This window comes from Streptomyces sp. NPDC017520, from assembly GCF_044329855.1.
Classification (GTDB): domain Bacteria; phylum Actinomycetota; class Actinomycetes; order Streptomycetales; family Streptomycetaceae; genus Streptomyces.
The window spans coordinates 174,672-192,869 of record NZ_JBIRKB010000008.1 but is presented as its reverse complement, the minus strand read 5'-3'; the positions used below and the strand labels follow the sequence as shown (position 1 = coordinate 192,869).

18 protein-coding genes are annotated in these 18,198 nt (G+C 72.2%); 6 read left to right on the top strand and 12 right to left on the bottom strand.

Translation table 11 applies throughout. The features are described 5' to 3' along the window. Nucleotides 1–53: 53 nt before the first annotated feature. Genes ACH4KB_RS20910 through ACH4KB_RS20900 form a run of 3 tightly spaced genes read left to right on the top strand, consistent with a single transcriptional unit; the run spans nucleotide 54 to nucleotide 2,802 of the window. Entirely contained in the window at nucleotides 54–638 is a 585-nt protein-coding gene (locus ACH4KB_RS20910) for a sigma-70 family RNA polymerase sigma factor (protein ID WP_398067379.1), read from the top strand. After that, nucleotides 635–1,384: an anti-sigma factor domain-containing protein gene (locus ACH4KB_RS20905; RefSeq protein WP_398067378.1), complete on the top strand. Its 750-nt coding sequence runs from the start codon at nucleotides 635–637 to the stop codon at nucleotides 1,382–1,384. Before ACH4KB_RS20910 ends, ACH4KB_RS20905 begins: the two co-directional genes overlap by 4 nt. A 50-nt stretch (nucleotides 1,385–1,434) precedes the next feature. Next, a complete protein-coding gene (locus ACH4KB_RS20900; protein ID WP_398067377.1) occupies nucleotides 1,435–2,802 on the top strand; it encodes a cryptochrome/photolyase family protein in 1,368 nt (455 codons plus the stop codon). 101 nt (nucleotides 2,803–2,903) lie between these two features. On the opposite strand, the gene ACH4KB_RS20895 is transcribed toward ACH4KB_RS20900, so the two are convergent. From ACH4KB_RS20895 to ACH4KB_RS20875, 5 genes are read right to left on the bottom strand one after another with little or no spacing between them, the layout of a single operon-like run. Then, complete coding sequence (locus tag ACH4KB_RS20895; protein ID WP_398067376.1) at nucleotides 2,904–3,707, bottom strand: DUF1295 domain-containing protein; 804 nt, start codon at nucleotides 3,705–3,707, stop codon at nucleotides 2,904–2,906. Then, a complete protein-coding gene (locus ACH4KB_RS20890) occupies nucleotides 3,704–5,056 on the bottom strand; it encodes a class I SAM-dependent methyltransferase (RefSeq protein WP_398067375.1) in 1,353 nt (450 codons plus the stop codon). The genes ACH4KB_RS20895 and ACH4KB_RS20890 overlap by 4 nt, the downstream gene beginning before the upstream one ends. Then, complete coding sequence (locus ACH4KB_RS20885; protein ID WP_398067374.1) at nucleotides 5,053–6,318, bottom strand: class I SAM-dependent methyltransferase; 1,266 nt, start codon at nucleotides 6,316–6,318, stop codon at nucleotides 5,053–5,055. Before ACH4KB_RS20885 ends, ACH4KB_RS20890 begins: the two co-directional genes overlap by 4 nt. Next, a complete protein-coding gene (locus ACH4KB_RS20880) occupies nucleotides 6,315–7,037 on the bottom strand; it encodes a DUF1365 domain-containing protein (RefSeq protein WP_398067373.1) in 723 nt (240 codons plus the stop codon). Before ACH4KB_RS20880 ends, ACH4KB_RS20885 begins: the two co-directional genes overlap by 4 nt. Continuing rightward, nucleotides 7,034–8,353 carry an NAD(P)/FAD-dependent oxidoreductase gene (locus tag ACH4KB_RS20875; protein ID WP_398067372.1) on the bottom strand — a complete coding sequence of 440 codons (1,320 nt, stop codon included), beginning with the start codon at nucleotides 8,351–8,353 and terminating at the stop codon, nucleotides 7,034–7,036. The genes ACH4KB_RS20880 and ACH4KB_RS20875 overlap by 4 nt, the downstream gene beginning before the upstream one ends. Before the next feature lie 302 nt (nucleotides 8,354–8,655). On the opposite strand from ACH4KB_RS20875, the gene ACH4KB_RS20870 reads away from it, so the two are divergent. The 3 genes from ACH4KB_RS20870 (at nucleotide 8,656) to ACH4KB_RS20860 (ending at nucleotide 10,951) form a co-directional block, all read left to right on the top strand. Further along, nucleotides 8,656–9,303 carry a fasciclin domain-containing protein gene (locus ACH4KB_RS20870; RefSeq protein WP_215106779.1) on the top strand — a complete coding sequence of 216 codons (648 nt, stop codon included), beginning with the start codon at nucleotides 8,656–8,658 and terminating at the stop codon, nucleotides 9,301–9,303. A 142-nt stretch (nucleotides 9,304–9,445) separates the two neighbouring features. Beyond that, a complete protein-coding gene (locus ACH4KB_RS20865) occupies nucleotides 9,446–10,387 on the top strand; it encodes an ADP-ribosylglycohydrolase family protein (RefSeq protein WP_398067575.1) in 942 nt (313 codons plus the stop codon). A 126-nt stretch (nucleotides 10,388–10,513) separates the two neighbouring features. Next, nucleotides 10,514–10,951, top strand: a complete 438-nt coding sequence (locus ACH4KB_RS20860) for an SPW repeat protein (protein ID WP_398067371.1) — start codon at nucleotides 10,514–10,516, stop codon at nucleotides 10,949–10,951. A gap of 320 nt (nucleotides 10,952–11,271) precedes the next feature. Here the strand turns inward: ACH4KB_RS20860 and ACH4KB_RS20855 are convergent, their stop codons facing one another. The 7 genes from ACH4KB_RS20855 to ACH4KB_RS20825 all read right to left on the bottom strand — a co-directional run bounded on the left by ACH4KB_RS20855 (nucleotide 11,272) and on the right by ACH4KB_RS20825 (nucleotide 18,188). Continuing rightward, the gene (locus ACH4KB_RS20855) at nucleotides 11,272–14,112 is read right to left on the bottom strand and encodes a DEAD/DEAH box helicase (RefSeq protein WP_398067370.1); all 2,841 of its coding nucleotides are present in this window, start codon (nucleotides 14,110–14,112) and stop codon (nucleotides 11,272–11,274) included. Between the two features lie 82 nt (nucleotides 14,113–14,194). After that, entirely contained in the window at nucleotides 14,195–15,088 is an 894-nt protein-coding gene (locus ACH4KB_RS20850) for a diacylglycerol kinase (RefSeq protein ID WP_398067369.1), read from the bottom strand. Between the two features lie 18 nt (nucleotides 15,089–15,106). Next, the gene (tatC, locus tag ACH4KB_RS20845) at nucleotides 15,107–16,072 is read right to left on the bottom strand and encodes a twin-arginine translocase subunit TatC (RefSeq protein ID WP_398067368.1); all 966 of its coding nucleotides are present in this window, start codon (nucleotides 16,070–16,072) and stop codon (nucleotides 15,107–15,109) included. 49 nt (nucleotides 16,073–16,121) lie between these two features. Continuing rightward, nucleotides 16,122–16,418 (bottom strand): Sec-independent protein translocase subunit TatA, encoded by a 297-nt coding sequence (gene tatA / locus ACH4KB_RS20840; protein WP_018959515.1) that lies wholly within the window; start codon nucleotides 16,416–16,418, stop codon nucleotides 16,122–16,124. Nucleotides 16,419–16,636: 218 nt separating this feature from the next. Continuing rightward, on the bottom strand, nucleotides 16,637–16,834 hold the full coding sequence (locus tag ACH4KB_RS20835) for a hypothetical protein (RefSeq protein ID WP_018959516.1): 198 nt from the start codon (nucleotides 16,832–16,834) through the stop codon (nucleotides 16,637–16,639). Between the two features lie 63 nt (nucleotides 16,835–16,897). Continuing rightward, the gene (locus ACH4KB_RS20830) at nucleotides 16,898–17,209 is read right to left on the bottom strand and encodes a hypothetical protein (protein ID WP_398067367.1); all 312 of its coding nucleotides are present in this window, start codon (nucleotides 17,207–17,209) and stop codon (nucleotides 16,898–16,900) included. A 22-nt stretch (nucleotides 17,210–17,231) separates the two neighbouring features. After that, nucleotides 17,232–18,188, bottom strand: coding sequence for a WYL domain-containing protein (locus ACH4KB_RS20825; RefSeq protein ID WP_361869070.1), 957 nt, complete (start codon nucleotides 18,186–18,188; stop codon nucleotides 17,232–17,234). Nucleotides 18,189–18,198 lie beyond the last annotated feature (10 nt).

Below are 18,198 nucleotides of genomic sequence, written 5' to 3'. Positions count from 1 at the left end.
TCCTCGGCTCCGAATCACTGCCGGAAGCGAGATCGTCCCGGGAGGAAACCCGCGTGAAGGAAGCCGTACACATCAGTGGGGTGCCCTCGCCCGGCCCCGACCTCCAGGAGCTCCTGGTGCGGGTAGCACGAGGCGACCAGGACGCGTTCGCCGCGGTGTACGACGCGGTGAGCGGGCCCGTGCTCGGCCTGGTGCGCAGCGTGCTCCGCGATCCGGCCCAGTCGGAGGAGGTGGCGCAGGAGGTGCTGGTGGAGGTGTGGCGCACCGCGCCCCGTTTCCGGGCCTCCCGGGGCAGCGCGATGAACTGGGTGCTGACCGTGGCCCACCACCGGGCCGTCGACCGGGTCCGCGCGGCGGAGGCCGCCGCCGCTCGGGAGCACAAGGCGGCGCTGCTGGACCGGACACCCGCCTTCGACGAGGTGTCCGAACAGGTCGAGACCCGGTTGGAGAGAGAACAGGTACGGCGCTGTATGCGCACCCTGTCCGAGCTGCAACGGGAGTCGGTGACCCTGGCCTACTACCGGGGCCTGACCTACCGTGAGGTCTCCGAGCTGCTCGCCGTGCCGCTGGGCACCATCAAGACACGACTCCGCGACGGCCTCATCCGCCTGCGCGACTGCCTGGGGGTGAGCGCATGAGCACGGCCGAACTGCACACGCTGACCGGTGCCTATGCCCTGCACGCGCTGCCGGACTCCGAACGGCAGGCGTTCGAGCGGCACCTGGAGGACTGCGAGGCCTGCACCCAGGAGGTGCGGGAGCTGTCGGCCACCGCTGCCCGGCTCGGCCTCGCCGTCGCCGAGACCCCGCCGCGCGAGCTGCGCGAGAGGGTGCTGCGGGAGATCACGACCGTACGCCAGGAGGCTCCGGCGCCCGGCAGACGGGCGCGGGCAGGCGGGGGCGGACGCACCGGCCGGTGGTACGCCTACGCGCTCGCCGCCTGCGTCGCCGCGGCCGCCGCGTTCGGTGGGGTCGCGGTCTGGCAGAACCAGGTGGCGCAGGACGCGCGGCAGGAGGCGAACCAGGCGCAGCGGCAGAACGAGCAGCTGGCCCAGGTGCTCTCGGCCCCGGACGCGAAGACCACGTCGAGTGAGCTGACGGGCGGCGCGCACGGCACCGTCGTCGTCTCGCGGAGCCAGAACCGCGCCGTGTTCCTGGCCTCGGGGATGGACCGGCCGCCGAGCGGCAAGGTCTACCAGCTCTGGTTCAACGACGAGGGCACGATGCGCTCGGCCGGTCTGATGGATCCGAGGGCGAGCGACGACGCGGTCCTGCTGGACGGACCGGTGGACCGGGCGTCCGGGATGGGCATCACGGTCGAGCCCGCCGGAGGCTCCGACGAACCGACCTCGTCCCCGGTGGCGCTGATGGACTTCCCGGCCTGACCACTCACCTGGCCACTCATCCACGAACCACGCAAGGGAGCGCCCCTTCCATGAGTGTCGCGGTGGTGCTGTTCACCTCCGATCTGCGGCTGCACGACAACCCGGTGCTGCGGGTCGCCCTGCGGGACGCGGACGAGGTCGTCCCGTTGTTCGTCCGGGACGACGCCGTCCACAGCGCCGGGTTCGACGCGCCCAACCGGCTGGCCTTCCTCGCCGACTGCCTGGCCGCCCTGGACGCCGGGCTCCGCCACCGGGGCGGCCGGCTGGTCGTCCGCCGGGGCGAGGTGGCCGCAGCGGTGAGGCGGGTGGCCGAGGAGACCGGGGCGGCCTCCGTGCACGTCGCCGCCGGGGTCAGCCGGTACGCGGCTCGGCGCGAGCAACGGATCCGGGAGGCCCTGGCGGGCACCGGGTGCGAGCTGCGCGTCCATGACGCGGTGGTCACCGCGCTCCCTCCGGGCCGGGTGGTCCCGGCGGGCGGCAAGGGCCACTTCGCGGTGTTCACCCCGTACTTCCGCCGTTGGGAGGCGGAGGGAGTACGGGGCACACTGACCGCTCCCCGCACGGTGCGGGTGCCGGACGGTCCGGCGAGCGATCCGCTCCCCGACCGGGAAACCGTCGAGAACCTCTCCCCCGGTCTCGCCCGGGGCGGCGAGGACGTGGGCCGCAAGCTGGTGACGTCCTGGCTGAACGGGCCGATGGCCGACTACGAGGGCGGCCACGACGACCTGGCCGGCGACGCGACGTCCCGGCTCTCCCCGCATCTGCACTTCGGTACGGTCTCCGCCGCCGAACTGGTCCACCGCGCCCGGGAGAAGGGCGGGCCCGGCGGCGAGGCGTTCGTGCGGCAACTGGCCTGGCGCGACTTCCACCACCAGGTCCTCGCGGACCGGCCGGACGCCTCCTGGTCCGACTACCGGCCGCGCCGGGACCGCTGGCGCTCCGACGAGGACGAGATCGGCGCCTGGAAGTCCGGGCGTACGGGCTATCCGCTGGTGGACGCGGCGATGCGTCAGCTCGCGCACGAGGGCTGGATGCACAACCGGGGCCGGATGCTGGCCGCGAGCTTCCTCACCAAGACGCTGTACGTGGACTGGCGGGTGGGTGCCCGGCACTTCCTGGACCTGCTGGTCGACGGCGACCTGGCGAACAACCAGCTCAACTGGCAGTGGGTGGCGGGCACCGGCACGGACACCCGGCCCAACCGCGTGCTCAACCCGGTGATCCAGGGCAAGCGCTTCGATCCTCGCGGTGCCTACGTACGGCGCTGGGTGCCGGAGCTGGCGGAGCTGGAGGGGGCCGCGATCCACGAGCCCTGGAAGCTTCGGGGTCCGGACCGGGCGGGTCTGGACTACCCGGACCCGGTGGTGGACCTGGCCGAGGGCCGGGCCCGCTTCGAGCGCGCCCGGGGCCTGGACTGACCGCACGAGGGCCACGACGGCCACGACGGCCACGACGGCCACGACGGCCACGACACGATAAGGCCCGTCCCGCGGAGATGCGGGGCGGGCCTCCTCGGTTGTCAGACCCGGCGCGGCGGCCGGGGGAAGAAGCCGCTCGTCCGCGCCACGTACGCGTCGAACCCGGGCCGGTCGGCCATATGACGCTCCAGCAGGGCCTTGCCGCTGCCCTTGGTCAGCAGGAAGCTCATCACCAGCGGGGCGACGACCGTGGCGGCAGCGGCGGCGGGGGCCTGGCAGACGAAGAGGAAGAGGCCCCACCAGACGCAGAAGTCGCCGAAGTAGTTCGGGTGGCGGGTCCAGGACCACAGCCCCCGGTCCATGATCTTCCCCTTGTTGGCGGGGTCGGCCTTGAACCGGGCGAGCTGCGCGTCGCCGATCGCCTCGAAGGCGAGGCCGACCGCCCACAGGAGCGCCCCCGCCCAGGCCCACCAGGCGAGCGGCGCGGTGAGGTACTGCGCGGCCTGCACCGGGAGCGAGACCAGCCAGACCAGCGCACCCTGGAGCAGATACACCTTGCGCAGGGCGTGGAAGTCCGGGTTGCCGGGGGCCTTGGCCAGCATCTTCGCGTAGCGCGGGTCCTCTCCGTGGCCCCGTCCGCGCCGGCCGATGTGGATCGCCAGGCGCAGCCCCCAGATCACGGTCAGCGCCGTCACCAGGAGCCGGCGGCCGTCGTCGCCGTCGCCCGCCGACAGGCCGTAGGAGACCAGGGCGACGGCGGCGAACCCGATTCCCCAGGCGATGTCGACGATCCGGTGCACGCCCTTCTTCATCGCGACGGCGAAGGTGACGAGCATGACGCCGAGCGCGGCGACGGCCGCGCCCGCGAGCCCGCTCACGAACGCGGACCAGACGAAGCCGCTCATCGGTCCGCTCCCGGACCGCCCGGTGCGTACCAGTCCCGCCGGGTGGCGGGCATCGCCGCGGAGCCGACCGGGTCGGGCCGTACGGAGAGGATCTGGTCGACGCCCATCCGGCGTTCCTCGAACGCGAGCGCGCCGCCGACGAGGTAGAGCCGCCACACCCGCGCGGTCTCCTCCCCCACCAGCGCGACGAACTCCGCCCAGCGCTCCTCCAGCGTGCGCCGCCACGCCTCCACCGTCCACACGTAGTGCTCGCGCAGCGATTCGACGTCCCGTACCTCCAGCCCCGCGCCCTCCAGCAGGGCTACGGTCTCGCCGAGCGGCCGCATGTGCATGTCGGGGGCGATGTACGACTCGATGAACGCGCCGCCGCCCGGCGCGGTCGTCCCCCGGGACATCTGCTGGACCAGGGCCCGGCCCTTCGGCCGCAGCGCGTCGTGCAGGATCTCGGTGAACGCCGGGTACTCGGCGTCCCCGACGTGCTCGCCCATCTCGATGGTGGACACGGCGTCGTACGCGCCCCGGGTCTCCGGCCGCCCCGCGATGTCCCGGTAGTCGATGTTCAGCACCTCGACGCGATCGTCGAGGCCGCGCGCGGTGACCTGCTCCCGTACGTACGCGGCCTGTTCGGCGGCGAGGGTGACGGCGGTGACGTGGACGCCGTGGCGCTCGGCCGCGTACAGGGTCAGCGAACCCCAGCCGCAGCCGATGTCCAGCAGCCGTGCGCCGGGCCGCAGTCCGAGCTTGCGGCAGATCAGCTCCAGCTTGTCGCGCTGCGCGTCGGCCGGGCCGTAGCCGGGCGCCTCGCTGGTCCAGTAGCCGCAGGAGTACGCCATCGTCTCGTCGAGGAGCAGCGTGTAGAAGGCGTTGGACAGGTCGTAGTGGTGGCTGATCGCCGCCCGGTCCCGGGCCTTGCTGTGCAGGGTCCCGCGGAGTCCGGCGCGGGCGGCGGGGACCGGTGGCCGGGGGCCGACCGCGCCGAGCCGCAGGGCGAGGCCCGCCGCCCTGAGCCGGTCGGCGAGGGCGGGGGCGGGCGCGGTCAGGCCGCGGTCACGCCCGGCGCGGCGCATGGCGCGCAGCCCGTCGCCGAGGTCGGTGTCGAGGTCGATGTCGCCGGTGATGTAGGCCTCGGCGAGGCCGAGTTCGCCCGGCTCCCACAGCAGGCGGCGCAGCGCTCTGCGGGTCCGCACATGGACGGTGGGGGCGTCCCTGGGCCCGGTCTCGCTGCCGTCCCACATCCGTACCCGGACCGGCGGCGGGCCGCCGAGGAACCGCTCCATCAGTGGTTCGACGCGCTGGGCGGCCCCGGTCGGGGTACGCCGGGCGGGGGGCTTGGGCGCGGTCGTGGTCACGCGGACTCCTCACGGGTCAGAAGCAGTTGCTGCACATCGAGATAGCCGGAGCGGAAGCCCGCTTCGGAGTAGGCGAGGTAGAAGGTCCACATCCGGCGGAAGACGGCGTCGAAGCCGAGGGCGTCGACCTCGGCCGCCCGCTCGGTGAACCTCTCCCGCCACAGCCGGAGCGTCTCGGCGTAGTGCGCGCCGAAGCGGATGCGCTGGGTGGTGCGCAGGCGGGTGCGGGCGGCGGTGATCCGCTCCACGGCTTCGGTGGAGGGCAGGAGCCCGCCGGGGAAGATGTACTTGTGGATCCAGGTGTACGTGGAGCGGCTGGCGCGGAGCCGGTCGTCGGGCATGGTGATGGCCTGGAGGGCGATCCGGCCGCCGGGGGCGAGCAGCCGGTCCAGGGTCTCGAAGTAGACCGGCCAGAACTCCTCGCCGACCGCCTCGACCATCTCGACGCTGACGATGGCGTCGTAGTCGCCGGTGACGTGGCGGTAGTCGCTCAGCCGTACCTCGACGCGGTCCGCGTACCCGGCCTCGCGGATCCGGGCGCGGGCCAGGTCGCGCTGTTCGCCGGAGAGGGTGACGGTGGTGACCCGGGCGCCGCGGGCGGCCGCGCGGACGGCCAGTTCGCCCCAGCCGGTGCCGATCTCCAGGAGGCGGGTGCCCTCGGTGACCCCGGCGGCGTCCAGCAGCCGGTCGATCTTGCGGTGCTGGGCGGCGGGCAGCAGATCGTGTTCGGCGGGGAAGCCGCGGAAGACGGCGGAGGAGTACGAGAGCGTCTCGTCCAGGAAGAGGGCGAACAGCTCGTTGGACAGGTCGTAGTGGTGGCTGATGTTGTCCCGGGAGCCTTCGGGGGTGTTCAGCTGTGCGGCGGGCCTGCGCGGGGCCCAGATGCCGCGCAGGCGTTGCAGCGGCCGGGGGACGAGGCCGGCCACGTTGTCGGCCAGCACCGTCAGCACGCCGACCAGGTCGGGCGCGTCCCACTCCCCCGCCATGTAGGACTCGCCGAAACCGATGAGTCCGCTCGCGCCGATCCGCCGGAAGAAGGCGTCGGGGTCGCGGATGTCCATGAGCGGCCCGCCGATGCCTATGTCGTCCCGGCCCGCGAGCCGGGCGCGCAGAGGAAGGCGGCCGAGCGCGTGGCGGACGACGCGCTCGGCGACGGCGGTCCGGGCGCGGGAGGACGGGGGCGGCGCGATGATGTCGGGCCAGCGTTCCGGGTCGGTTCCGGGGGTGTGTTCTGCCGGCAGCGCGGAGGTGGGCGCGGTCACTGCATGCCTTCCTGTGGGCGGTGCGGGGGACGGGGTCGCACGGGGAGCCCGCGCAGATAGAGCCGGATGCCGTGCAGGCGGATCGCGGCGGAGACGAGGACGGTGGAGAGGGGGTGACGCAGGGCGAGCCGCACCAGCTCCCGGGGGCCGGCGGGCCGCCGGTTGCCCCGGACGGTGGCGGTGAACGGGCGGGCCCCGTCGCGCTCCAGGTGGATGCTCAGGTCGAGCCGGGGCCCGGGCTCGGGCAGCCGCATCCGGTAGCCGCCGTCCACGGGGAAGAACGGCGAGACGTAGAACTCCTTGTCGGCCACGGCCCGGTCATTCCTGTCGGGGCGCAGGAGGTAGCCGTGCCGTCCGCCGTACGTGTTGTGCACCTCGGCGACGACGCAGAGGGGGCTCCCGTCGCCCCGGCGGCACCAGTAGACGGTGATCGGGTTGAAGACGTGTCCGAACACCCGGGCCTGGGTGAGCATGGTGACGGTGCCGTCGCCGAGTTCGACGCCCCGGGCCCGCAGGAAGCGCTCCAGCCCGGCCCGGACGGTGGGGGCGGTGCCGCCGAAGTGGTCGCGGGGGTCGAACCGGGCCAGCGGCCGCAGGAGGCGTGGCAGCCGGGGCGGCCGGTCGGGGTCGATGAGCCACAGATACGTACGGTGCCGGAACGCGTACCTCGTCGGCCGGTTCCGCACGTGCGTGATGGTGCACGGATAGAGGGCGTTCACCACCTCACCCCCAGGGCCGCCGCGGCCTCGGCCCCCGAACGGCAGCCGTCCTCGTGGAACCCCCAGCCGTGGTACGCCCCCGCGTAGGCGGTGACGGGACCGGAGAGGGCGGGCAGCCCGGCCTGCGCCTCGACGGACTCGGGCGTGTAGACGGGGTGCTCGTAGACCATGCGGGCGCGTACGGAGGCGGGGTCGACGCGGTCGGAGCCGTTCAGCGTGACGACGAAGGTCTCGGGCGCGTCGAGCCGCTGGAGCCGGTTCATGTCGTAGCTGACGGTGACGCGGTCGGCGTCGGCGGCGCACGAGGGCATCAGGTAGTTCCAGGAGGCCCTGGCCCCCCGGGCGCGCGGCAGCAACGCGGTGTCCGTGTGCAGCAGGGTCGGGTTGCGGGAGTACCGGAACGCGCCGAGCGTGCCGCGCTCGGCGTCGGTCGGGTCGGTGAGCAGCCGCAGCGCCTGGTCGGGGTGGGTGGCGATGACGACGGAGTCGTACGGGGTTCTCGTGCCGTCCTCGGTGGTGACGTCGACGCCGTCCGCGTGCCGGGTGATCGCGCGCACCGGGGTCGAGGTGTGCACGGCGGTGAGCTGCTTGACGAGGAGGTCGACGTAGGCGCGCGAGCCGCCGGTGACGGTGCGCCAGACCGGGGAGTCACCGATGGTGAGCATGCCGTGGTGGGCCAGGAAGCGGAAGAGGTAGCGGGCCGGGTAGCGCAGGGCGGTGACCGGGTCGCAGGACCAGACGGCGGACACCATGGGCGTGAGGAAGTGGGCGTGGAAGTAGGGCGAGAAGCGTCCGCGCCGGGCGAACTCCCCCAGCGTCATCCCGCTCGTCCTACCCGTCCCACCCGTCCCATTTATCCCATCCATCTCGCCCGTACCGCTCTCCGGCAGTTCCAGGAGGGCCCGGGCCTCGCGGTGGAAGCGCGGCACCTCGGCGAGCATCCGCAGATAGGGGCCGCGCACGGCGGAGCGCGGCTGCGCGAAGAGCCCGGCCGGGCCGCGCGCCCCGGCGTATTCGAGGCCGCATCCCTCGCACCGTACGGACATCGACATCTCGGACTCCTGGGTGGCGACGCCCAGTTCGTCGAAGAGCCGCAGCAGGTGGGGGTAGGTACGGCGGTTGTGCACGATGAACCCGGAGTCGACGCGGTGCACCCGGCCGTCGGAGGCGGTCAGGTCATGCGTGTGGGCGTGGCCTCCGACGCGGTCGTCCGCCTCGTACAGCGTCACCTCGTGGGCGTTCCGGAGAACGTGGGCGGCGGTCAGGCCCGCCACTCCGGATCCGACCACGGCCGTCCGCCGTCGTTCCCCTGCCATTCCGGCTCCCTCCGGTCCTTCCGCACAGGTCGGAGCGCTGCTGGAGCGCTCCTCACCCTGCATTCGTGGCCGGTGACCGGATGGATTGGTGGACCAGTGGATCTACTCCGAACGGATGAATGAGGGTCCCGGACCAATCCGCCGGCCGACCGGCGTCGAACCCCTTGTGTGAGAGCAGACCGGAACGACGCGCGGCTGGCCGGGGCACTTCCGCCCCGCCGGTCCCGTCGGCCGCATGCCCCACTCCCCTTTTCTCTTCTCTTTCTCTCTTCGCACACGACCTTCGATCCAGGAGAAACGCCATGAACACGCTCCTCTTCCGCCGCGCAGCCGTCGCCGTGTCCGCAGCCGCCGTGCTGCCGCTCGCCCTGACCGCCTGCTCGTCGGACGACTCCTCCAAGGACTCGGCGGCAGGCTCGACGCCCAGCTCGTCCGCCCCGGCGAGCCCCTCGGCCGACGACTCGGCGACCATGGACGAGCCGTTCGGTCCGGCCTGTTCGTCGGTGCCGAAGGAAGGCGCGGGCTCGTTCGACGGGATGGCGAAGGACCCGGTCGCCACGGCCGCCTCGAACAACGAGGAGCTGTCGACGCTGGTGGCCGCCGTGAAGCAGGCAGGCCTCGTCGACACGCTCAACAACGCGGAGAACATCACGGTGTTCGCCCCGACCAACGACGCCTTCGCCAAAATCCCGAAGGCCGACCTGGACGCACTGCTCGCGAACAAGGCCGAGCTCACCAAGGTCCTCACCTACCACGTGGTGGGCGAGAAGCTGACGCCCCAGCAGCTGGAGAAGGGCTCCTTCGACACGCTGGAGAAGAGCAAGCTGACCACGGCCGGCTCGGGCGTCGAGTACACCGTGAACGACGCCTCGAAGGTCGTCTGCGGCAACGTCCCGACCGCCAACGCCACGGTCTACATCGTCGACTCGGTCCTGATGCCCCCGAAGTAACCCCCACCCACCCCCACGGACGAGGGGCGGGGAGCCGCGGTACGCTGCGGCCCCCCGCCCCTCGTCGTGCGCCCGCCGGAAATCGCGGGACAGCTCATAGGCTGACCGGGTGACACACCGTGACCCCCTGGGCCGTGACCCCCTGGGCCGTGGCGACCGCGTGGCCGGAGCCGTGGTCGGGTCCGCCGCCGGGGGCGCGCTCGGCGCCCCGTTCGAGTTCGGCCCCGCCGGCGTGTTCACCACCCGCTTCCCGGACGGCGTCGGGGAGCTGTGCGGGGGCGGCGGCTGGGACCCGGGCGAGGCGACGGACGACACCCAGATGGCGGTGCTGGTCGGGGAGTCGCTGCTGGAGCGGGGCGGCCTGGACCTGCCGGACATGTTCGACCGGTTCCGGAGGTGGGCCGCCGGCGGGCCGAAGGACATCAGCCTCCAGACCGAGGACGTGCTGACCAACGGCGACCCGTGGGACCTGGCGGCGGCCCTGCACTTCCAGCTCAACGGGCGGGCCGCGGGCAACGGTTCACTGATGCGGGCGACCACGTCGGCGGTGTACTTCGCGCGTTCCGGCCGCCCGGCGACGATGGAGGCGGCCCGTCGGATCGCGGCGCTGACCCACGGCGACCGGGCGGCCTGGGAGGGCACCGCGGTCCTCCACGAACTGGTCCGGGTCGCACTGGCGGGCGAGGACCCGCTCGCCGCCCTCCCCGCGACGCCGGCCGAGGTCCACGCCGACCACCGGGCCCGCTGGGCGACGGTGCTGGCCCCCGACTGGCACCCGGGCCTGGCGACCGAGTTCAACGGCGCGGTGTGGCCCTGCCTGGGCACGGCGCTCTGGGCGCTGCGCACGACGGACACCTTCGAGCGGTCCCTGGCGGCCGCCGTCGACGTGGGCGGGGACACCGACACGGTGGCGGCCGTGACGGGTGGCCTGTCGGGAGCGGTGTACGGCATCGGAACGATCCCCGCCCGCTGGACCGAGCCCCTGCACGTACCGCTGCCCGGCTACGGGGACCGCCGGCCGACCGCGGGGGACCTTCGCGCCCTGGCCGGTCGGCTGGCCTCCGAAGGGCCTCGGACCACCTGAGGATCCCGGCCAACGACATCGCCCGAAAAGTACACATAAGCGCCGAATAAGCGCACTATGGAGATAAGGGTGCCTGCCGTATTCATCCGCGCGGCGGGGCCCGCGCGACGAAGGAGACGACATCTCATGAGCAACGTCTCACACGCGAGGAGTGACATATCGGGCCACCCCGATGCCTCCGAAATGCGTGCGCGGTACGACCGGGTGATGGGAGGCCGCGATGTGGCGCTGGTGGACGCGCCGGTGTTCCTCGTCGGCCTCTACTGCGCCGTTTCCCCGTGGGTGCTCCACTTCACGGCCAGCCAGCCGGCCCTGGTCACGCACAACCTGGTGATGGGCATCGCCATCGCGGTACTGGCTCTCGGCTTCACGGCGATGCCGGAGCGCATGTACGGCCTGAGCTGGGCGATCTGCGCCATGGGTGCGTGGATCATCGTGTCGAGCTGGGTGGTGGGCAGCAGCCCGGACACCGGGATCGTGATCAACAACATCATCGTCGGCGGCCTGACCGTACTGCTGGGCATGGTCTGCGCGGGAGCAGCCGCCAAAACCCGCAGAACCTGACTCGGACGCGCCCCGACAGCCCCCGCCCCTCTTCGATCCCGCTCAAGCCCCTCCGGCGGCCGCATTCCAGCCCCTCCGGCGTTTGAGGAGCGGGGCCCGGAGCAGAGCCGACCGCCTACCCTCCCAGCCCCTCCGGCGCTTGAGGAGCGGGGCCCGGGGCAGAGCCGACCGCCTACCCTCCCAGCCCCTCCGGCGTTTGAGGAGCGGGGCCCGGGGCGGAGCCCCGGTTTCGGGAAGGGGTGGATAGGGGAACAAGCCCGCCGCAGGCGCACCCGCACGACCTGCCCCACCCCGCCCGCGCGCCGCGCCCAGCACCGGCGTCAGCCGACAGAGCTGTACGCCACGACCCCCCGCAACACCGCGTCCACCGCCTTGCGCGCGTTCTTCGCCACGGAACTCGCCCCCTCCCCCGCATCGCGAGGAGCCGCCGCGGCCACCTGACCCAGCACGTCGATCACCTGCTTGCACCACCGTACGAAGTCCCCCGCCGGCATCTCCGCCTCGCGCAGCACCTCGTCCAGCGTCCGGCCGGAGGCCCACATGTAGACCGCCCAGGCGAAGCCGAGATCGGGCTCGCGCTGCCCGACCCCTTCCGTCTGGTTGATCTTGAAGTCCTCCTCCAGGGCGTCCAGCCGCCCCCAGATCCGCACCATCTCGCCCATGGCGACCTTGGCAGGACCGGACGGCAGCTTCGGCGCGACGGCGTCATCGGCCTGCCGCGCCTCGTACACCAGCGCCGAGACGCACGCGGCGAGTTCGGCGGGGTTGAGCCCCTCCCACACACCCTCCCGCAGGCACTCGCTGGCGAGCAGATCCAGCTCCCCGTACAGCCGGGCCAGCCGCCGCCCGTTCGCGGTGACCTCGTTGCCCCGGAGGTAGTCCAGCTCGGTGAGGAGCGCGACGATCCGGTCGAAGGTCCGGGCGATCGTGTTCGTCCGCCCCTCGATCCGCTTCTCCAACTGCCGGGTGTCCCGCTGCAGCCGGTGGTAGCGCTCGGCCCACCGCGCGTGGTCCTCCCGCTCGTCGCACCCGTGGCACGGGTGGGCGCGCAGCTCGGTCCGCAGCCGGGCGATCTCACGGTCATCGGCGGCCGGCGCCCGCCCCTTGCGGTGCCGGTCGGGCACGATGTGCCCGGCCTTCGTCCGCAGCGCGGAGGCCAGATCACGCCGGGACTGCGGCGAGCGCGGGTTGAACGACTTCGGGACGCGCATCCGGTCCAGCGCCTCCACGGGCACCGGGAAGTCCATCGAGGCGAGCCGCTTGACCTGCCGCTCGGCGGTCAGCACCAGCGGACGCGGCCCGTCGTGGTGGTCGAACCCGCGGTGCCCGTTGGCCCGCCCGGCAGGGAGCCCCGGGTCGAGCACGAGGGCAAGCCCCGCGAACTTCCCCGTCGGGACGTGGATGACGTCTCCGGGCTTCAGCTTCTCCAAGGACGAGGCCGCCGCCGCCCGCCGCTGCGCCGCGCCCTGCTTGGCCAGCTCCGTCTCGCGGTCCTTGAGATCGCGCCGCAGGCGCGCGTACTCCTCGAAGTCGCCGAGGTGGCAGGTCATGCCCTCCTGGTAGCCCTCCAGACCCTCCTCGTTCCGCTGCACCTGACGCGAGATCCCCACGACGGACTTGTCCGCCTGGAACTGGGCGAACGAGGTCTCCAGCAGCTCCCGCGAGCGGTGCCGCCCGAACTGCTGCACCAGGTTGACCGCCATGTTGTACGAGGGGCGGAAGCTGGAGCGCAGCGGATACGTACGGGTGCCCGCGAGGCCGGCCAGCGCCGTCGGGTCCATGCCACGCTGCCACAGGACCACCGCGTGGCCCTCGACGTCGATGCCGCGGCGTCCGGCCCGGCCGGTGAGCTGGGTGTACTCGCCGGGGGTGATGTCGGCGTGCTGCTCGCCGTTCCACTTGACGAGCTTCTCCAGCACCACGGAACGCGCGGGCATGTTGATGCCGAGCGCCAGCGTCTCGGTGGCGAAGACGGCCTTCACCAGACCGCGGACGAACAGCTCCTCGACGACTTCCTTGAAGGTCGGCAGCATGCCCGCGTGGTGCGCGGCGATGCCTCGCTCCAGGCCTTCGAGCCACTCGTAGTAGCCCAGGACGTGCAGGTCCTCACCGGGGATGGACGCGGTCCGCTCCTCGACGATCTCCCGGACCAGGCGACGCTTGTCCTCGTCATTGAGCCGCAGGCCGGCGTACAGGCACTGCTGGACGGCGGCCTCGCAGCCGGCCCGGCTGAAGATGAAGGTGATGGCGGGGAGCAGGCCCTCGTTGTCCAGCCGGTCGATGACCTCGGGCCGGCCGGGCGTCCAGATACGGCCGCGCTGACGCCTCTCGCGCTCACGGTCGGCCTCGCGCACCATCTTGCCCCGGCGGCGGTCACGGGGGTTGTAGAGGTTCTGGCTCTCCTGCCGGGCGAGCCGGACCAGGTCCGGGTTGACCTCACGCCGTCCGGCGCCGCGCCCCCCGTGGTCGGTCGCCTCCTCGAAGAGGTCGTACATCTTGCGTCCGGCCATCACGTGCTGCCAGAGCGGCACCGGGCGGTGCTCGGAGACGATCACCTCGGTGTCGCCGCGCACGGTGTCCAGCCAGTCGCCGAACTCCTCCGCGTTGGAAACGGTCGCCGACAACGAGACCAGCGTCACCGACTCCGGGAGGTGAATGATCACCTCCTCCCACACCGCGCCCCGGAAGCGGTCGGAGAGGTAGTGCACCTCGTCCATGACCACATAGCCGAGGCCGGACAGCGACTGGGAGCCCGCGTACAGCATGTTCCGCAGGACCTCGGTGGTCATCACGACCACCGGCGCCTCGGAGTTGACACTGTTGTCACCGGTCAGCAGACCGACCTTGTCGGCGCCGTAGCGCTTGACCAGATCGGCGAACTTCTGGTTGGAGAGCGCCTTGATCGGTGTGGTGTAGAAGCACTTGCGGCCCTGCTCCAGGGCCAGGTGCACGGCGAACTCGCCGACGATCGTCTTGCCCGACCCGGTGGGGGCCGCGACCAGCACCCCCTTGCCCGCCTCCAGGGCCTGGCAGGCCTTGATCTGGAACGGGTCCAGACCGAACTCGTACATCTCGCGGAAGGGCCCGAGGGCGGTCGCCATCTCGGCCGCACGGTCCCGAGAAGCCTGGTATCGCTCAGCTGGTGAGAGGTCCTCTGTCATCTTGGCTACGAGCCTACCCGTCACCTCTGACAGTCAGCCTGATCTTTGAATTCCCTTGGGCCTCCGCCCGGTCGGCCTCCGCTCACCCCCCGGTGAGCACCCGCACGGCACCCGGTACGCAGGTGGCGGTGAGCGGCAGCGCGCCCAGCGGTTCCCCGTCCGCGTACGCCGTGATCCCGGCCGCCGCCAGCTCGATCGAGGAGACCCGGTGCACGGTGACGGCGGGGTGGCCGAGGTGCGTGCCCCGGTAGACCTTCGGGAAGACCTTGAGGAGCGTGGTGCGGGTGCACCGCCCCACCACGGTCACGTCGAAGAGTCCGTCGTCCATCTCCGCGTCGGCACAGATCCGCATGCCCCCGCCGTACGTGGTTCCGTTGCCCACCGCGATGAGGGTGGCCTCGATCTCGGTGGCCTCTCCCCCGTCGAGCCGGATCCGGTACGGGATCGGCCGGAAGGCTGCCAGTTCGGCGAGGATCGCGAGGTCGTACGTGAACCGGCCGCCGACGAACCGCATCCGGTTGCCCCGGTCGTTGACCCGGGAGTCGAAGCCGGAGGCGAGGACCGAGCCGAACCAGCGGTCCCCGACCCGCCCGAGGTCGATGTCGCGGTGACCGCCCTCCTTGAGCGCCCGCGCGGCCAGCCGTCCGGCGGCGGCCGGGTCACGTATCGGCAGCCCCAGCGCACGGGCGAAGTCGTTGCCGGTGCCGACGGCGACGACGCCGAGCGGGGTGGCGGTCCCGGCGACGGCCTGGAGGGCGAGGGACATCAGCCCGTCCCCGCCCACGGCTATCAGCGCCCCCGTTCCCGCCGCGACGGCCCGGCGAGCCCGGCGCAGGGCGTCGTCGGCGTCCTCGCCCAGCACCGTCACGACGGAGAATCCGGCGTCCCGCAACGCGGAAGCGGCCGGCTGCGCGGCGTGCGCGCCCCGGCCGCGTCCCGCTGTGGGATTGACGAAGAGGGTGATCTCGCTGGTCACCCGCCGGACATTACAAGGTCAGGTGATGTCGTCGTAACGGTTCAGCCGGTGCGATCCCGGACCGTCCGCCTCGCCGGACGCCTGCCCCGGAAGTGCGGGGCGGGAGCCCGAGACATGCTCCACGCTCCCGACGGGCTCGGGCGTCAGGTCGAGATCGGATGCCTCGTCGTCGCTGAGGCCGGCGTCGGGGTTGTTGCGGTTGCGCCGCTTGTCGTTCAGCAGGGAGAAGCCGACGGCGATGAAGTAGAGGACCGCGAGCGGGCCTGCGAGAAGCAGCATGGAGACCGGTTCGCCGCCGGGGGTCGCGATGGCCGCGAAACCCGTGAGCCCCACGATCATCCCGCGCCACCAGCCGAACATCCGCTTGCCGGAGACGACACCGGTCATGTTCAGCGCGATGAGGAGCAGCGGCAGCTCGAAGGCGATGCCGAAGACGATCACCATGCGGACCAGCAGATCCAGATAGCTGTCGAGCTCGATCTGGTTCTGCACGTTCTCGGGGCTGAACCCGAGCATGATCTCGGCGGTCTGCGGCAGGATCGCGTACGCGAGGTAGCCGCCGGAGAGGAAGAGGGGCGCGCCCACGATGGCGAAGGCGTAGGCGTAGCGCTTCTCGCCCTTGTGCAGCCCGGGGGCCACGAAGGCCCACAACTGGTACAGCCAGACCGGAGTCGCCAGCAGGACGCCGGACATCAGGGCGACCTTGAGGGCGTTGGTGAACGGCGCCAGCAGGGTGTTGGTCTTCAGCAGCGCGCAGGGCTTGCCGTTGACGGCCACGACCACGCCGTCGTCGCACCCGACGGACTGAAGAAGGGGGCGCAGAAGGAAGTCGTAGATCTCCTTCTGGAAGAACGCCGCGACGGTCGTCACCACGACGATCGCCAGCACGGCCTTCAGCAGCCGGTTACGCAGCTCACGCAGGTGATCGAGGAGAGGCATCCGCCCCTCGTCGTCCTTCTCCTGCTTGCGGGCAGACTTGAGCAACCCACTTCCCTCGTCTCGTGCGGCGGCTGTCGGCGGAGCGCGTCAGCTGTCAGCTCTGGGTGGTGGGCTTGGCCTCGCTGACCGGGCGGGAACTGGTGACGTCTCCCGGAGCGGCCTGGATGGTGCGCGCTGTGGTGGACTGCGGGGGCGTCGGGTCCTCGACGGTCTCCGTCGTGGGCGCCGCGGCCGGCGCGTCGTCCTTCTTCATGGCCTTGGCCTCGCTCTTGAGGATGCGGGCCGACTTGCCGAGCGAGCGCGCCATGTCGGGAAGCTTCTTGGCACCGAAGAGCAGCAGGATGACAGCGATGATCAGAACGATCTCGAGGGGCTTCAGATTGCCGATCATGTGCGACTTCCTTCTCACTGAGGCGGCTGGAGGGTGGGCTCGCTACCCGTTCGACCGGGCATACGTCCGATCGTTGCGCTTGGCAGCGATCGTAACCCGCAAGGGTAAACGCGTGGCAATGCCCGTGCGTACTCCTGCTTGCGACCCGCATCCCCCTGCCTGGGCCGACCCATGCAGCGTACCCCCCGGTGCGGTCGGACATCAGGGCTCAGGGGCCGTTATCGCAGGCCTTCGCCGGTGGTCGCGAGGCGGGTGGCCGCCCGTTCGAGGTCCTCGGACGCCCGGTTGATCCGCTCCGTGGTGACCGTGACCTGCCGGCCGAGACGCTGGGCCTCGACGAAGACCTTGACGCCGAGCACGCCGAGCACGGCGATGCCCAGGAACCCCAGGGCGATGGCGAGCATGGGCCAGAACATACGACGGTGCCTCTTCCTACGGGGCTTTCTGACGTGCTTCCTGAGGGTGCGGCGGTCGGGTCGCTAAAGGGCGGTGTGCAGGCGCAGCGTCCGTACGCCGCCGCCGGTGAGCAGTTCGATGATGCGCTCCCCGGCGGGCTTACGGACCGAGGCGCCGCATTCGGGGCAGGTGAAGGTGTAGAAGGTGGTGCGGCTGGTGGCGCCGATCGCGAGGCGCAGTGCCGCGGCGGCCAGCTCGAAGCGTCCGCGGCAGTCGGGGCAGGCGGCCCGGAAGCGTACGGCGGCGGGTACGGGCACCGGGACGGGTCCGGCGCCGGGCGGGGGCGCCGGGCGGATCCCTGGGGTGGTGGCCGGGAACAGGGGCGTCCGGTTCATCGTTGTCTCCCCTCCTCGGGTCTCAGACCGCGTCCTCGTAGGCGGCGAGTGCCTCGCGGGCGGCCTCGCGGGCGCTGTCCGCGAGCTCCGGCGGGGTGACGATGCGGCCGTCGCCGCCGAGGCGCAGGGCGAGCCGGCGCAGGGAGGCCGGGTCCGGGGTGCGCAGGGTGATCCGCAGGCCGCCGTCGGGGAGCTCGTCGGCGGAGTCGTGCGGGTAGTACTCCGCGACCCAGCGGCCGCCGGTGCCGACCTCGATCACGACTTCCGGGTCCTCGGCGGCGGGCTGGACCAGCCCCGCGGACAGGTCGCGCAGCTCCAGCTCGGGCGGGGCGGCGGGGGCGTCGAGGAGGCGGATCTCGGCGACCCGGTCCAGCCGGAAGGTCCGGCGGGCCTCGGAGAGCCGGCACCAGCCCTCCATATAGGTGTGGCCGACGGCGAAGAGCCGGATCGGGTCGACCTCGCGCTCGGTGAGTTCGTCGCGGGCGGGCGAGTAGTAGCGCAGCCAGAGCCGACGGCGCTCGGAGATGGCCCGGTCGACGTCGGCGAAGACGCCGCCCTCCGCCTCGAAGGTCACCGAGAGGCGGGAGCTGGCCGCGCCGGACTCGCCGGCGGCCGTCTCCAGCTTGGCGGTGGCGCGGACGAGGGCGAGCCGGTCGCTCTCGCGCAGGCCCGGCAGGGTGGCGACGGCGCGGGCCGCGACGAGCAGCGCGGTGGCCTCGTCGGCGGCGAGGCGGAGCGGCTCGGCGACGTCGTCCGGGTTGTGCCACCAGATCCGGTCGCCGTCGGTGTCGATGTCGAGGAGGTCTCCGCCGCGGAAGCTGGTACCGCACATGGGCAGGACGTCGAGGTCGGAGATCAGCTCGTCCTCGGTGATCCCGAAGGCCCGTGCCACGTCCTGGACGTGGGCACCGGGGCGCTCGCGCAGATACGTCACCAGGGACAGCATCCGGCGGGTCTGGTCGATCGCGTTCGTGGCCATCGTTTCCCTG

What these genes read in the sequence shown, in the direction of transcription:
- ACH4KB_RS20905 (WP_398067378.1), top strand. Translation starts at nt 635, where the DNA reads ATGAGCACGGCCGAACTGCACACGCTGACCGGTGCCTATGCCCTGCAC.
- ACH4KB_RS20900 (WP_398067377.1), top strand. Translation starts at nt 1,435, where the DNA reads ATGAGTGTCGCGGTGGTGCTGTTCACCTCCGATCTGCGGCTGCACGAC.
- ACH4KB_RS20895 (WP_398067376.1), bottom strand. Translation starts at nt 3,707, where the DNA reads ATGAGCGGCTTCGTCTGGTCCGCGTTCGTGAGCGGGCTCGCGGGCGCG.
- ACH4KB_RS20875 (WP_398067372.1), bottom strand. Translation starts at nt 8,353, where the DNA reads ATGGCAGGGGAACGACGGCGGACGGCCGTGGTCGGATCCGGAGTGGCG.
- ACH4KB_RS20870 (WP_215106779.1), top strand. Translation starts at nt 8,656, where the DNA reads ATGAACACGCTCCTCTTCCGCCGCGCAGCCGTCGCCGTGTCCGCAGCC.
- ACH4KB_RS20860 (WP_398067371.1), top strand. Translation starts at nt 10,514, where the DNA reads ATGAGCAACGTCTCACACGCGAGGAGTGACATATCGGGCCACCCCGAT.
- ACH4KB_RS20855 (WP_398067370.1), bottom strand. Translation starts at nt 14,112, where the DNA reads ATGACAGAGGACCTCTCACCAGCTGAGCGATACCAGGCTTCTCGGGAC.
- tatA (WP_018959515.1), bottom strand. Translation starts at nt 16,418, where the DNA reads ATGATCGGCAATCTGAAGCCCCTCGAGATCGTTCTGATCATCGCTGTC.
- ACH4KB_RS20835 (WP_018959516.1), bottom strand. Translation starts at nt 16,834, where the DNA reads ATGTTCTGGCCCATGCTCGCCATCGCCCTGGGGTTCCTGGGCATCGCC.
- ACH4KB_RS20830 (WP_398067367.1), bottom strand. Translation starts at nt 17,209, where the DNA reads ATGAACCGGACGCCCCTGTTCCCGGCCACCACCCCAGGGATCCGCCCG.
- ACH4KB_RS20825 (WP_361869070.1), bottom strand. Translation starts at nt 18,188, where the DNA reads ATGGCCACGAACGCGATCGACCAGACCCGCCGGATGCTGTCCCTGGTG.